This is a genomic window from Aquabacter albus (genome assembly GCF_040049275.1).
Classification (GTDB): domain Bacteria; phylum Pseudomonadota; class Alphaproteobacteria; order Rhizobiales; family Xanthobacteraceae; genus Aquabacter.
In genome coordinates this window covers 155,054-168,644 of the sequence record NZ_JBDZDT010000010.1, presented here as the reverse complement: position 1 = coordinate 168,644, position 13,591 = coordinate 155,054, and the positions used below count along the sequence as shown (strand labels likewise).

Sequence of the window (13,591 nt, the reverse complement as noted above, 5' to 3'; positions counted from 1 at the left end):
GCTCTCACCACTTATAATTAACCCAGAACAACCCCACCGTAGGGGAAAGCGCGCGGATGGCCGGATCGGACGAGGAGAACACTTTCGGCCCCGAGGCCCGGGCCTGCGCCGCGTTCGAGGCGAGCGCGGAGATGGAGAACTGGACGCCCAGGCGGCATGGGCCGGCAAGGTTCGCGAGCTGGCCGCCGCGCCAGTCCATCACCACGCCGCCATTGTTGCCGCCGAAGCCCACCATGCGGAAGGGCCGGCCGTTGGCCTTCTCCACGTCGGCGATGGAGGTGCCGATGGTGACGCCGGCGACGCTCCAGCGGGTCTCCTCGGTGAAGGCGACGCGGGTCGGCACGGAATAGCCGATGGCGTCGGCCCACGCGATGTCCACGCGCAGCTTCGGCTCGTTGGCGAGCAGGACCGAGCCCGGCGCCATGGAGCCGTCCGGCTGCATGACCTCCGTGTGGCTGATGGCCTGCTGGCCGAAATCGGCCATGATGTTGATATCGGTGGTGTTCGGCGCCCAGGGGCCCTTGCATTCGAACACGCGCGGCGGCGCGTCGGGTGCCGGGATGGACACCACCGCCTGATAGCCGCCCCAGGGGTCGGTCTCGGTCACGGTGCCCGTGCCCCAGGTCGGTCCGGGCGCCTGGCAGCCCGCGAGCGAAGCACCGAGGATCAGCGTCCCCGCCACGAAAAGGGGCCGTCCCCGGCCCTGAAAAGCTGAGCGCATCACCGCCTCCATGCGTCCGTTTCCAACGTCATAGCGTGGTTCAGGCCGGGAAGAAATCGCCGCCGCCTCCCAGAACCTGCGCAAAATCAACAAATTGGACACATGATGAACGTCACGCACAGGTCTTGCGCTGTGTCACACGTGGTTCATGCGGAAGGGGCATTGCACATAATAGGGGATCTTCGGGGGAAATCCATGAACGATATGCAGATGCCCGCCCACCAGGACGAGGGGCGGTCGGTCCAGGACTATATCGACGAAACGCCCATATGGAGCGACGGCACGCCGGTCTCCACTGTGCCCATGACGGCGATGCAGTGGCGGATCTGGAGCCTCGCGGCCGCCGGCAAGTTCTTCGAAGGCCTGGTCGTGTTCATGACCGGCGTCGCCCTCCCCCTCATGGCCGAAGAGTTCGGCATGGGCTCCTTCGAGCACGGCCTCGTCGGCGCGGCGAGCCTGTTCGGCATCCTGGTGGGCGCGCTGACCCTGGGCGGGCTTTCCGACCATTTCGGCCGCAAGCTGATGTTCATCGTGGAGATGGTGATCTTCATCCTGTTCTTGGCATTGCTGGCCGTGGCGCCGAGCTTCTACTGGATGCTGCTCTTCCTGTTCGGCGTCGGCCTGGCCCTGGGCTGTGACTATCCCACCGCGCATCTCGTCATCTCGGAGAGCATCCCCAGCACGGCGCGCGGGCGCCTCGTGCTCGGCGCCTTCGCCTTCCAGGCGGTGGGCGCCCTGGTGGGCACCGCAATCGGCTACCTCATCCTCACCTTCGCGCCTGATATCAGCTCCTGGCGGCTCATGTACGCCACCGCCATCATCCCCGGCGTGATCGTTCTCGTGGGGCGCTTCTTCGTGACGGAAAGCAGCCACTGGCTCGCCGCCGTAGGCCGCGTGCCGGAAGCCGAGGAGCAGATGCGCAAGCTCCTGAAGCGCAAGCCGGACTATCCCAAAGCGGTGAAGCTGAAGGTCAAGCACGGCCACCATCACCATAAGGACCGGCACATCGGCACGCTCTTCAAGGAGAAGAACCGCCGCGCCACCGTCCTCGCCTCGGTGCCCTGGTTCCTGCAGGACCTTTCCACCTATGGCATCGGCATCTTCACCCCCACCATCCTCGCCGCCTCCATCGGCGAGCACCGCGCGGGGGTGCCCCACAACATCACCGACATCATCGCCAACGACATGCTGGCGGCCAAGGGCGCGGCCTTCATCGACGTGCTGCTGCTGGTGGGGATGATCGCGGCGGTGCTGCTGGCGGACCGGGTGGGGCGCATCCCGCTCCAGGTGCTGGGCTTCTTCGGCTGCGCGGCCGGCCTGCTCATCGCCTCCTTCTCGGCGGACTATAGCGGCGGCAGCCAGATCTTCCTGATCTATACGGGCTTCATGCTGTTCAACTTCATGACCAATCTCGGCCCGAACGCGCAGACCTACCTCCTGGCGGGCGAGGTGTTCCCCACCCATGTGCGCGGCATCGGCGCTGGCTTCGCGGCGGCCTTCGCGAAGGTGGGCGCGGTGATGACCGCCTTCCTGTTCCCGATCCTCCTCGCCGACATCGGCACCCAGGCGCTCCTCTACATCCTGGTGGGCGCCTCCCTGCTCGGCGCATGGGTCACCTGGCACTTCCAGATCGAGACCAAGGGCATGAAGCTGGAAGACGTGGGGATGTGAAAAAGAACCCCCTCTCCCGCTTGCGGGAGAGGGGGTTTGGTGCGGTGACCCAGTGACAGAGGGCTCACCCGAACCGGTCGCTGACCACCTGCCAGTTGACCAAATTCTTCAGCACCGCATCGAGATGCGCGGTGCGGCGGTTCTCGTAGTCGAGATAGTAAGCGTGCTCCCAGACATCGACGCCGAGCAGCGTCGTCTTGCCGTCCGCAAGCGGGTTCATGGCGTCCTTCATGCCCACGACGGCGAGGCCGTCCCCGTCCTTCACCAGCCAGACCCAGCCGGTGCCGAACACCTTGCCGCCGACTTCCACCATCTTGCGGTTGAGGCCGTCCAGGCTCTCGAACTGCGTCTCCACGGCCTTGGCGAAGGCCGTGTCCGGCTTCTGGGAACCGCCCTTGAAGCTCGCCCAATAGAGGTCGTGGTTCCAGGCCTGGGCGGCCTGGTTGAACATCTCCGTATCGCCGCCCTTCTTGGACGCGACGACGATCTCGGAGATGGTCATATCCGCATAGGGCTTGCCGGTGGCGAGCTGGTTGACCGTGTCGTAATAGCCCTTGGAATGCTTGCCGTAATGCAGGCCCACCGTGCGCGCCGAGATGGTGGGCACCAGCGCATCTTCCGAATACGGCAGCGGGGAAATGGTAAACGGCGCGGCCGCGCGGGCGACGTGCGGCGTGAACAAGGCGGCGCTCGCCACCGCGGCACCCGCAAGGGCGAGGGCGTCGCGGCGGGTCATCGCTGAGGCGGCATCCGGGACAAGGCTTGGGGTCTGGGCCATCACGGCCTCCGGGTTGGTTTCGGCCTTCGGTGCTTCTGCTCCTGGCTCGGCGGAGCAACCCCGCCTTTCCACCCCCGGTTCCCCCCGGCCCCGTTCACGTTTCCGAACACCTCCTATTCCGGCGCATTGACAAATCCCTCCCGCACGGGAGATTGCCGCATCCCCACCTCCCGCCGCGGCCCATGGCCCGGCCCGACACGCCAGAGGCCCACCCATGAAGTCTCGCGCCGCCATCGCCTGGGAAGCCAACAAGCCGCTGACCATCGAGACCATCGAGGTGGGCGGCCCGAAGCCTGGCGAGGTGCTGGTGGAAGTGATGGCGACCGGCGTCTGCCACACCGACGCCTATACGCTCTCCGGCCTCGATTCCGAGGGTAAGTTCCCCGCCATCCTGGGTCATGAGGGCGCGGGCATCGTGCGCGAGGTGGGCGCGGGCGTCACCACCCTGAAGGTGGGCGACCATGTGATCCCGCTCTACACGCCCGAATGCCGCCAGTGCAAAACCTGCCTGTCGCAGCGCTCGAACCTGTGCACCGCCATCCGCGCGACGCAGGGCCAGGGCCTGATGCCCGACAAGACCACCCGCTTCCAGTGCGACGGTGGCGAGGTGTTCCACTACATGGGCTGCTCGACCTTCTCGAACTTCACGGTCCTGCCCGAGATTGCCCTCGCCAAGGTCCGTTCGGACGCGCCCTTCGACAAGATCTGCTATATCGGCTGCGGGGTCACCACCGGCATCGGCGCGGTGGTCTATACGGGCAAGGTCTGGCCCGGCGCGAATGTCGCGGTGTTCGGCTTAGGGGGCATCGGGCTCAACGTGATCCAGGGCGCGCGGATGGTGGGCGCCGACAAGATCATCGGCATCGACATCAATCCCGCCAAGGTTGAGATCGCCCGCAAGTTCGGCATGACCGACTTCATCAATCCCACCGAAGTGGGCGCGGACAAGGTGGTCTCCGCCATCCAGGACCTGACCGACGGCGGCGCCGACTTCACCTTCGACTGCACCGGCAATGTCACCGTGATGCGTCAGGCGCTGGAAGCCTGCCATCGCGGCTGGGGCACCTCCATCGTCATCGGCGTCGCGCCTTCCGGCGCGGAGATTTCCACCCGGCCGTTCCAGCTCGTCACCGGGCGCAACTGGCGCGGCACGGCATTTGGCGGCGCCCGCGGGCGCACGGACGTGCCGAAGATCGTGGACTGGTACATGGAGGGGAAGATCAATATCGATGATCTCATCACCCACACCATGCCGCTCAACGAGATCAACACCGCCTTCGACCTGATGCACGAGGGCAAGTCCATCCGCTCGGTGGTGGTCTATTGAGGTGATGGCGCTGCGGCGCGCATTGAGGTAAAAGGGCCGCGACCCATTCATCGCGCGCCGCATGTGGGCCGCCCCAGGGCGGCCCCTTTGCGTTTGCAGCGCCGTCCATAGGCGGACCCTCGTGGCCTTCTCTCCCCCCTCCCCGTCCATCGCCCGGGCACTCGCCGCGCGCGACTATAACGAGCCGACACCCGTCCAGGCCATGGTGCTCGCACCCGAGACCGCCGGACGCGACCTCCTTGTCTCGGCCCAGACCGGCTCTGGCAAGACCGTGGCCTACGGCCTCGCCATCGCCGAAACCCTTCTGGGCGAAGCGGAATTCCTCGGCACGCCCGGCGCGCCCCAGGCGCTCATCGTCGCCCCCACCCGCGAACTGGCGCTCCAGGTGCAGCGGGAGCTGACCTGGCTGTTCGAGAATACCCGCGCACGCATCGTCGCCTGCGTCGGCGGCATGGACCCGCGCCGCGAGCGGCGGGCGCTCTCCGAGGGCGTGCATATCGTGGTGGGCACCCCGGGCCGGCTGCGCGACCATATCGAGCGCGGCGGGCTCGACCTCTCCTCCCTCGCCGTCGCCGTGCTGGACGAGGCGGACGAGATGCTGGACCTCGGCTTCCGCGAGGACCTGGAATTCATCCTCTCCGCCGCGCCGGGGGAAAAGCGCAGCCTGCTGTTCTCCGCCACCTTGCCCAAGCCAATTATAGGCCTTGCCAAGCGCTACCAGCACAATGCCATGCGCATCGAGGTGGAGGGCACGCAAGGCGGCCATGCGGACATCGAATACCGCGCCGTGCGCATCGTGCCGAAAGAGGCCGAGCACGCGGTGGTGAACCTGCTGCGGTATTTCGAGAGCCCCACCGCCATCGTCTTCTGCAACACGCGCGAGAGCGTGCGGCACCTCCTCTCCACCCTCCAGGAGCGCGGCTTCGCCGCCGTGGGCCTCTCCGGCGAGATGGGCCAGAACGAGCGCAACCAGGCGCTCCAGGCCCTGCGGGACGGCCGGGCGCGGGTGTGCGTCGCCACCGACGTGGCCGCGCGCGGCATCGATTTGCCCAATCTCGGCCTCGTCATCCATGCGGACCTGCCGCACGATGCGGAAAGCCTCCAGCACCGTTCCGGCCGCACGGGCCGCGCGGGGCGCAAGGGCGTGAGTATCCTCCTCGTGCCGCCCTTCCGCCGCCGCAAGGCGGAACTGCTCCTATCCGTCGCCAATGTGGACGTGATCTGGAGCGGCCCGCCGAGCCCGGACGAGATCCGCAAGCTCGACCAGGAGCGCATGCTGGCCGATCCCCTCATCAGCGAAGCGCCGGGGCCCGAAGACCTGGACCTCGCCCAGGCGCTCCTGGCGCAGCGCTCGGCCGAAGAGTTGGCCGCAGCTCTGGCCCGCCTCTACCGCGACCGCCTGCCGGCGCCGGAAGACGTGTTCGACCCCGGCGAGGGCCGCGCCGCCCGCACCCGCGAGCGGGAGCGCGGCGAGGAGCGGCGCCCCGAGCGTAGCCGCGATGCCCGGGGCGGGGCGACGGGCGGGCCGAGTGGAAACACAGTGTGGTTCCGCATGCCCGTGGGCCGGCGCAAGAATGCCGATCCCAAATGGCTCCTGCCGCTGATCTGCCGGCGCGGCGACGTGACCAAGCAGGATGTGGGCTCCATCCGCATCTTCGACAACGAGACCGTGTTCGAGATCGCCAATGATCTGGCGGAAGGCTTCATCGCCAATGCCCGCGCCTCGGAAGGCGGCGACATTCTCATCGAGCCCGTGACCGGCGATGGCGGCGGCGCCCGCCGCCCCGCACGGCCGCGCAAGCCCGCCTATGACCCGGTCAAGGCCGACCGCCCTGTCGATCCGGACCGCCCAAAGGTGAAGGGCGCGTTCGGGAAGGAGCGGCGGCCGGACGGCACACCCTATCCCAAGGGTCCGAAAGGCGCGGAGAAGCCGAAGAAGCGCAAGGACAATGCCGCCGTCCCCGGCAAGAGCAAGCGCCCCCCCAAGAACTGGGACTGATAGGCTTTCCGCTCCGTTATACCCGTCATGCCCGGGCTCGACCCGGGCATCCACGCCTATCCCCTCAAGCGGCACCTGGCGGAGTTCCGTGGATGGTCGGGTCAAGCCCGGCCATGACAGCTATTTTTGGGCGACATTGACCTCAATGCCCGTGCCCATGCCCGCGGCCACGCTCGGCCTTTTCGAGCGCGGCATCGTTGTTTCCTGAGAGGTCCGCCGCGAGGAAGGCCGCCGTCTCCGGCATGGAGAGGCGGAAATCGTCGATGGTTTCCAGCGCGAGCGTGATCTCGCTTCCCGCGCAGTCGAGAACATGCCCGCCGCGCTGGCGGTCATCGCTGATGAAATGCAGGTGCCAGCCGGGAATACCGATGCCCCTGACATAAGCGGGCGTCCAGAAGCCCACCATGGTGCCGGACACATCCTCTGCATGGAACTCGGCCTGATGGGCGGTGGCCTCCACCAGCGTCTCGCGCTCCGCCGCCATGCTGGCCACCCGGTCGTGCACGCGGGCGAAACGGCCATCGAGGCGCACGGCGAAGAACAGATTGTCCGTGCCGCGCCGCCCGTCGAGCTGGGCGAGGAGATCGTCCATGGAGGAGAACGGGGCCAGCGCCACGGTCTCGCGCGGCGCGAAATGGGTGACCTCCGCGAACGGCACCTGCTGGTCGTCCCGCGCCAGCCGGACGGAGCCGTCGCTCCTTATCTGGTAGAAGGCGCCGTCGAGCGCGATCATCTCCCCATCCAGCCCGGCGAAGGCGCCGAGGCCGAAATCGCCGTGCTCCCGCAGCGTCTCCACCGAGACCACGCCGGAGAACAGCCCCTCCACCAAAGCGCCGGACGTGGAGACCTGGAACAGCGTCCCGTGGTCCACCTGGAGTGCATCCGCCAGCGCGTGGGAGACGACGTGCTCGACCCCGTGGCCGCTGTCATCGGCGGCTTTGCGGAGCGCGTCCCAGAGGGACTGGGAAATCTCGCACGTCAGCGTCGGCATGAAACAGCGCTCCGATCAGGGCATGGCGCCAGGGTCCATCGCCTCATCGGCTGGACCTGCGCCTTGCCGGCCATAGCAGCATTTTGCGGGGATGGCGCCAAGCGATGCCGCTTAGCCGAGGGATGACGAGGTCGGCATCACGAAGAGGTCGCGGATGCAGATGCGCTGCGGCAGGCGGTAGGCGTAGAGGATGATGTCCGCCAGCTCCGCCGCCTCGATGAATTCCGGACGGCCGAGCATCTCGTAATATTCCTCGAACGGCATGCCCATATTGGCGTGGATGTTGGTCTTCACCAGCCCGGGCGCGATGTTCATGACGCGGATGTTGTTCGCCGCCTCGCCCTTCTGGAGCGAGCCCGCCAGCGAGCGGACCGCGGCCTTCGCGGCATGATAGACTTCCCCCTGCGGTCCCGGGATCCGGTCGCCGGCGGAGGAGATGTTGATGATGGTGCCGCGTTTGCGGGCCTGCATGCCGCCCAGCACCGCGTGCACGCCGTTCAGGACGCCCTTGAACAGCACATCCGCCTCATAGGCCATGTCGGCCGGATCGCGGGCGGCGAGCGGCCCGATATGGATGAAGCCGGCATTGTTGACGAGGCAGTCCACCGGGCCGAAGCGCGCCTCCGCCGCCCGGATCGCCGCTTCCAGCGCGGCATAGTCGATCACATCAAGCGCCGCGCGCATGACGGTCCCCTCCGTGCCCGCCTCCATGTGGCGCGATGTCAGCAGCAGCGGATGCCCTTCGCGCCCGAAGGCTTCCGCCAGGGCAGCGCCGATGCCGTGGCTTGCGCCGGTGATGACGACGAGGGGCTTGGTCGGCTCGGCCATGGGATTCTCCTGTGGAGGCGGTCGCAGTTTGCCTTCCGGATGCCGTCAGGCAAGCCCCGATCCGGCCATAGCCTCGCCACATGCATGGGCTTAAGAGACTCACGACCGGGCGGCGAATCGCTTCCGCATTCCTTGCTGGGCCGTGGCCTCAGGCCCAATGGCGCAGATGCCGCGCGCCGCTCGAAGGAGCGAACGACAGACGTGAAGACCGCCATTTTCCTGCTTTTCGCCGCCGCTTTCCTCCCCACCTGCGCCGCCGCAGCGCCGCCCGACGGGAAGGAAATCCTCCTCCTCGCCCCCAATGTGCGCATCGAGCAGCGATGCAATGCCAAGGCCATGGGCGTCATCGGCCGCGAGCATCACGAACTGCACCCGGACGAACTGGTGGCCTATGCCTTCGCCGACACTGTGATCAAGGGCGACACCATCCGCGCGCCCGGCGCGGCGGTGCGCTCGGGCGGCAAGTGGTTCCGCCTGTCCTATACCTGCGAGACGAAGGACGAGGGCGTGGACGTGGTCACCTTCCAATACTCGCTCGGCGCCGTGGTGCCGCGCGAGGACTGGGATGCGCATTATCTGGTGCCCTGAGCGTCATTTCCCGAAGAACGACACCAGCTTCGGCACCACCTTGTCCCGCGCCTCGTCCATGAGCCAGTGGCCGGAGCCCTCCACCACCACCCCTTCGACGGTCTCCGCGACAAGGCGGCCCTGATCGATCAGGAAGGTGCCCGAGGCCTTCTCGCCCGCGAGCACCAGCATGGGCATCTTCAGCTTGGTCTTGGCGAAGCCGGCGAAATCCTCAGCGTCTTGAGCAAAGGCGCGGAACACCTCGAAGCCCGCGCGCATGCCGCCCGGCCGCGCATATTCGGCCGCATAGAATTGCCGATCAGCCTCGGAGACGGATTTTTCCGGGTCGGCGGCGAAGTCGTTCCAGAAGTGCTCGAAATAGATGCGCTCCCGGCCCTCCACGAGGGCGAGGGGCGTCTTGCCGTAGAAGTGGAAGTGCCAGAGGTCGCGCATGAGCCACACCGTGGTCCAATCGCCGACGCCGGGCAGGAAGGCGTCCATCAGCGCGATGCGGCTCACCTCTTCGGGATATTGCGCGGCATAGGCATAAGCCACCATCAGCCCGATATCGTGGCCCGCAAGGCCGAAGCGCGCATGGCCGAGAGAGGCCATGAGGGCGTGAACGTCCTGCGCCAGGGTCTTCTTGTCGTATCCGCCTTCGGGCTTGGCGCTCTCGCCGAAGCCGCGCAGATCAGGCGCGATCACCGTGTGGGTCTTCGCCAGCTCGGCTATCAGCGGGCGCCACATGTGGCTGGTCTGCGCATAGCCGTGCAGCAACAGCACCGGATCGCCCTGCCCGGCAACGAGGTAATGCAGCCGCACGCCGTTCACTTCGGCAAAACGGCTCTCGATGCCGCCGCCGGAACCTTCGGAGGCGGGGGAGAAGACTGGACCTTGATGATGCACGCTGATCTCCCGTCGCCGGCTAGAGCTGGCCTGTGCGCGTGAGGATAGGCGCGCGTGCGCCAGCCTACCAGTCGCCAGATGTCGGGAGAACGAAAGCCCCCCAATGAGCGTGCCTGTCGCTCAGGGCTCGGCGGGGGCGGGAGCCGCGGCGACGACGCCTGCGCCGCTCCCCTTGTCCGTCCATTCGGGCGGCAGCCCCATGGCGCCGCTCACCAGCCCGGTGACGCCCTGCTCCCGCCCGAACGCCTCGCAAGCGGCATATTTGGGCGCCCCGCCGGCCCAGGACTGAAGGCGCTCCATGGATGGCGGGCCGGACAGGCTCTTGAACGGGCTCTCTCCCTTCACCAGAAGCTTGCTGAAGTCGTCGCCAAAGGCGCTCGCCAGTTCATACGCATCGCCGGAGGTCGAGACCCGCGCCGAACCCGAGAGGAAAGTGGCGCCCCGGCCCCAGACCATGGCGGCCTCCTGCCGACCGTCCCGGCCCTTCGCTTCCCCCTCCATGGAGAGGCTGCCCAGGCCGATGGGGATGCGCGGCGTGGGAACCGGGATCCCCGGCAGAAGGACCGACTTGGCGACGGACGCGAGCTTTGTCGCCGCCACGGCTTTTTCGTCTGTCGGGGTCATGTTGGTGACCACCGCGTGCACGGTGAGATCGGCGCTCTCCGATGGGGCCACCACCTGGAACCGCTCGCTGAGGCCGGCGCACAGCGAACGGTCCACCGCATTGGTGACGAGCCTGCGCTGATCCTCGGTGATCGTGTCCCGGCGTGCCGTATCGGAAAAGACGGTCGGCACGAGACGCACCGTCCGCGCGGCAAGGACGGCCTCCTTGTCGATGCGCAGCTTCGACTTGGCCAGGAGGCCGTCAGCCTGTGCAAGGTCCGTATAGGAGGCGAGAGACCCGGCCTCATCCAGGGGCGCCGTCGCACACCCGGCCATCAGAAAGGGTGTGAAGGCGGCACAAAAAATGCCGCAGAAACGTATCCGCGTCGCCGTCACGCCGGCCCCCCGCAATTCAGGCTCGCCAGCGCCGCGAAAAGCGGCTCCCGAAGCGATGCCGTGCGGGATAGAGGAGCCTGATTCAGGCTTATCTATGTACCGAAACGGAAGGTGCGCGAATTCGCCGGCTGGATGATCGCGCCTGTGACCTCACCCCTTCCGCCGCCCGCCTTTCCTGTACCCCTTCGTCCCGGGGTCGGGCCGCGGGCGCGGCTGATAGTCCAGCACGGACATGGGCTCCGCCCGGTCCGTGCCCGGCCCCATGTCGTCCAGCGAGGGCTTGGCGACCTTGGCAGACGGGCGCGGGGCGGCAAGCGGGGTCTCGTCCGGCCCGCGCTGGCGGGAGGGAATGAAGCCGTCATCTTCCTTGGCCTCGCCCTCGGATGAAGGCGCGCGGCGGCCCTTCCCCTTGGCGGATGGGGGCAGGTTGGCGGCGCGGCCGTATTTCTTCGGGCCGCGGAAGCCGCCGGTCTTGTCGTCCACCGCTTCCTGGCGGGCCATGGGATCGTCGATCAGCGCCAGCTCGGTGGCCTGGAGGCGCTTGATCTCGTCGCGCAGGCGCGCGGCCTGCTCGAAATCGAGGTCGGCGGCGGCGGCGCGCATGCGCTTCTCCAGGTCCGCCATCACCGCCTTGAGGTTGTGGCCGAAGGCGGCGCCTTCCTCGGCGAGGCCCGCATCCACCTGCACATGATCGCGCTCATAGACCGAGCCGAGAATGTCGCCGATGGCCTTCTTCACGCTCTCCGGCGTGATGCCGTGCTCGGCATTGTAGGCGAGCTGCTTCTCGCGCCGGCGGGTGGTCTCCGCCATGGCGCGCTGCATGGAGCCGGTCTCGTTATCGGCATAGAGGATCACCCGTCCGTCCACGTTTCGAGCCGCGCGGCCGATGGTCTGGATCAGCGAGGTCTCCGAGCGCAGGAAGCCTTCCTTGTCGGCGTCCAGAATGGCGACGAGCCCGCACTCCGGGATGTCGAGGCCCTCGCGCAGCAGGTTGATGCCCACCAGCACGTCGAACGCCCCGAGGCGCAGGTCCCGCAGGATCTCGATGCGCTCGATGGTGTCGATGTCCGAATGCATGTAGCGCACGCGCACGCCGTTCTCGTGCAGGTATTCGGTCAGGTCCTCGGCCATGCGCTTGGTGAGCACGGTGACGAGCGTGCGATAGCCCTGCGCCGTCACGGCCCGCACCTCGCCCAAGAGGTCGTCCACCTGGGTGCGGGCGGGGCGCACCTCCACGGGCGGGTCAATGAGGCCAGTCGGGCGGATCACCTGCTCCACGAAGACGCCGCCTGTGCGGTCCATCTCCCACGTGCCGGGGGTGGCGGAGACATGGACGGTCTGGGGCCGCATGGCGTCCCATTCCTCGAAGCGCAGGGGCCGGTTGTCCATGCAGGAGGGCAGGCGGAAGCCGTATTCCGCCAGCGTCGCCTTGCGGCGAAAGTCGCCGCGATACATGGCGCCGATCTGCGGAATGGTGACGTGGCTCTCATCGGTGAAGACGAGGGCGTTGTCCGGCACATATTCGAACAAAGTCGGCGGCGGCTCGCCGGGCTTCCGGCCCGTGAGCCAGCGGGAATAGTTCTCGATGCCGGCGCAGCTGCCCGTCGCCTCCATCATCTCCAGATCGTAGCGGGTGCGCTGCTCCAGGCGCTGGGCCTCCAGCAGGCGGCCCATCTTGTTCAGTTCGTCGAGCCTGAGGCGCAGCTCGTTCTTGATGCCTGAAATGGCCTGGATCAGGGTCGGCCGGGGCGTCACATAATGCGAGGAGGCGTAGACCTTCACGCTCTTCATGTCGCCGGTCTTGTGGCCGGTGAGCGGGTCGAACTCGGCGATGCTCTCCACCTCGTCGCCGAACAAAGAGACGCGCCACGCCCGGTCCTCATAATGGGCCGGGAAGATCTCCACGCTGTCGCCCCGTACCCGGAAGGTGCCGCGGCCGAAATCGGACTGGATGCGCTTGTACTGGAGCGCCACGAGGTCGGCGATGAGCTGGCGCTGGTCGATGCGCTCGCCCACCTCCAGCTTGAAGGTCATGGAGGAATAGGTCTCCACCGAGCCGATGCCGTAAATGCACGAGACCGAGGCGACGATGATCACGTCGTCCCGCTCCAGCAAAGACCGCGTCGCCGAATGGCGCATGCGGTCGATCTGCTCGTTGATGGAGGATTCCTTCTCGATATAGGTGTCGGTGCGCGGGACGTAGGCTTCCGGCTGGTAGTAATCGTAATAGGAAACGAAATACTCCACCGCATTGTCGGGGAAGAAGCTCTTGAACTCCCCATAGAGCTGCGCCGCAAGCGTCTTGTTGGGCGCGAGCACGATGGCGGGGCGCTGCAATTCCTCGATCACCTTGGCCATGGTGAAGGTCTTGCCCGAGCCGGTAACGCCGAGGAGCACCTGGTCCTTTTCTTGCGCCCGCGCCTGGGCGGACAGCTCGGCAATGGCCTGGGGCTGGTCGCCGGAGGGCTTGAAATCGCTCTTCATCTCGAAGCGGATGCCGCCCTCGCTCTTTTCCGGGCGCGGCGGGCGGTGGGGCATCCAGGTCTGGCCGTTGACCTCCGGGCGGCCCGTCTCGATCAGCCGCGACAGCGCCGCCACGGTGGCGGAGGCGCCGGCGGATTCGAATTCGCCGAGGTCGCCCGGCGTCAGGCCGAGCGAGGCGGCAAGGGCGGGATCGAGGGTCTGGAGCGGCGCAGGCTCGAAGTGGCGCTGCGAGCGCTCACCGAGCTTGCCGGGACGGGATGCTTTGGCCATGGCGCCAATATGGGGGCGGAGGCGGCGGGAGGGAAGACTGCGGGCGCGGC

Annotated in this window: 11 protein-coding genes; 4 read left to right on the top strand and 7 right to left on the bottom strand. The window is 67.3% G+C overall.

Going from position 1 to position 13,591, the window contains the following annotated elements; all coding sequences use genetic code 11:
* Positions 1–4: 4 nt before the first annotated feature.
* Positions 5–721 (bottom strand): hypothetical protein, encoded by a 717-nt coding sequence (locus ABLE91_RS24135; protein WP_348935001.1) that lies wholly within the window; start codon positions 719–721, stop codon positions 5–7.
* 195 nt (positions 722–916) lie between these two features.
* On the opposite strand from ABLE91_RS24135, the gene ABLE91_RS24130 reads away from it, so the two are divergent.
* Complete coding sequence (locus ABLE91_RS24130) at positions 917–2,392, top strand: MFS transporter (protein WP_348934999.1); 1,476 nt, start codon at positions 917–919, stop codon at positions 2,390–2,392.
* A gap of 64 nt (positions 2,393–2,456) precedes the next feature.
* On the opposite strand, the gene ABLE91_RS24125 is transcribed toward ABLE91_RS24130, so the two are convergent.
* Positions 2,457–3,170: a superoxide dismutase gene (locus ABLE91_RS24125; protein ID WP_348934997.1), complete on the bottom strand. Its 714-nt coding sequence runs from the start codon at positions 3,168–3,170 to the stop codon at positions 2,457–2,459.
* 214 nt (positions 3,171–3,384) lie between these two features.
* Here ABLE91_RS24125 and ABLE91_RS24120 point away from each other — a divergent pair, with 214 nt between their 5' ends.
* Both ABLE91_RS24120 and ABLE91_RS24115 read left to right on the top strand, forming a co-directional pair.
* Complete coding sequence (locus tag ABLE91_RS24120) at positions 3,385–4,497, top strand: S-(hydroxymethyl)glutathione dehydrogenase/class III alcohol dehydrogenase (protein ID WP_348934995.1); 1,113 nt, start codon at positions 3,385–3,387, stop codon at positions 4,495–4,497.
* Positions 4,498–4,618: 121 nt separating this feature from the next.
* Complete coding sequence (locus ABLE91_RS24115) at positions 4,619–6,496, top strand: DEAD/DEAH box helicase (protein WP_348934994.1); 1,878 nt, start codon at positions 4,619–4,621, stop codon at positions 6,494–6,496.
* Between the two features lie 142 nt (positions 6,497–6,638).
* On the opposite strand, the gene budA is transcribed toward ABLE91_RS24115, so the two are convergent.
* Positions 6,639–7,487, bottom strand: a complete 849-nt coding sequence (gene budA / locus ABLE91_RS24110) for an acetolactate decarboxylase (RefSeq protein WP_348934993.1) — start codon at positions 7,485–7,487, stop codon at positions 6,639–6,641.
* A 111-nt stretch (positions 7,488–7,598) separates the two neighbouring features.
* Positions 7,599–8,315, bottom strand: a complete 717-nt coding sequence (locus ABLE91_RS24105) for an SDR family oxidoreductase (protein WP_348934992.1) — start codon at positions 8,313–8,315, stop codon at positions 7,599–7,601.
* Between the two features lie 201 nt (positions 8,316–8,516).
* Between ABLE91_RS24105 and ABLE91_RS24100 the strand changes: the two genes are divergently transcribed.
* The gene (locus ABLE91_RS24100; protein WP_348934991.1) at positions 8,517–8,903 is read left to right on the top strand and encodes a DUF930 domain-containing protein; all 387 of its coding nucleotides are present in this window, start codon (positions 8,517–8,519) and stop codon (positions 8,901–8,903) included.
* A gap of 3 nt (positions 8,904–8,906) precedes the next feature.
* Here ABLE91_RS24100 and ABLE91_RS24095 read toward each other — a convergent pair whose 3' ends face one another.
* From ABLE91_RS24095 to uvrB, 3 genes are all read right to left on the bottom strand, one after another.
* The gene (locus ABLE91_RS24095; protein ID WP_348934990.1) at positions 8,907–9,788 is read right to left on the bottom strand and encodes an alpha/beta fold hydrolase; all 882 of its coding nucleotides are present in this window, start codon (positions 9,786–9,788) and stop codon (positions 8,907–8,909) included.
* Between the two features lie 120 nt (positions 9,789–9,908).
* Positions 9,909–10,727, bottom strand: coding sequence for a DUF3313 domain-containing protein (locus tag ABLE91_RS24090; protein ID WP_348934988.1), 819 nt, complete (start codon positions 10,725–10,727; stop codon positions 9,909–9,911).
* 210 nt (positions 10,728–10,937) lie between these two features.
* On the bottom strand, positions 10,938–13,541 hold the full coding sequence (uvrB, locus tag ABLE91_RS24085; protein WP_348934986.1) for an excinuclease ABC subunit UvrB: 2,604 nt from the start codon (positions 13,539–13,541) through the stop codon (positions 10,938–10,940).
* Between the last annotated feature and the right edge of the window lie 50 nt (positions 13,542–13,591).

Excerpts from the sequence above, each read along its gene's own strand:
- ABLE91_RS24135 (WP_348935001.1), bottom strand. The coding sequence starts at position 721 with ATGCGCTCAGCTTTTCAGGGCCGGGGACGGCCCCTTTTCGTGGCGGGG.
- uvrB (WP_348934986.1), bottom strand. The coding sequence starts at position 13,541 with ATGGCCAAAGCATCCCGTCCCGGCAAGCTCGGTGAGCGCTCGCAGCGC.
- ABLE91_RS24130 (WP_348934999.1), top strand. The coding sequence starts at position 917 with ATGAACGATATGCAGATGCCCGCCCACCAGGACGAGGGGCGGTCGGTC.
- ABLE91_RS24125 (WP_348934997.1), bottom strand. The coding sequence starts at position 3,170 with ATGGCCCAGACCCCAAGCCTTGTCCCGGATGCCGCCTCAGCGATGACC.
- ABLE91_RS24120 (WP_348934995.1), top strand. The coding sequence starts at position 3,385 with ATGAAGTCTCGCGCCGCCATCGCCTGGGAAGCCAACAAGCCGCTGACC.
- ABLE91_RS24105 (WP_348934992.1), bottom strand. The coding sequence starts at position 8,315 with ATGGCCGAGCCGACCAAGCCCCTCGTCGTCATCACCGGCGCAAGCCAC.
- budA (WP_348934993.1), bottom strand. The coding sequence starts at position 7,487 with ATGCCGACGCTGACGTGCGAGATTTCCCAGTCCCTCTGGGACGCGCTC.
- ABLE91_RS24090 (WP_348934988.1), bottom strand. The coding sequence starts at position 10,727 with ATGGCCGGGTGTGCGACGGCGCCCCTGGATGAGGCCGGGTCTCTCGCC.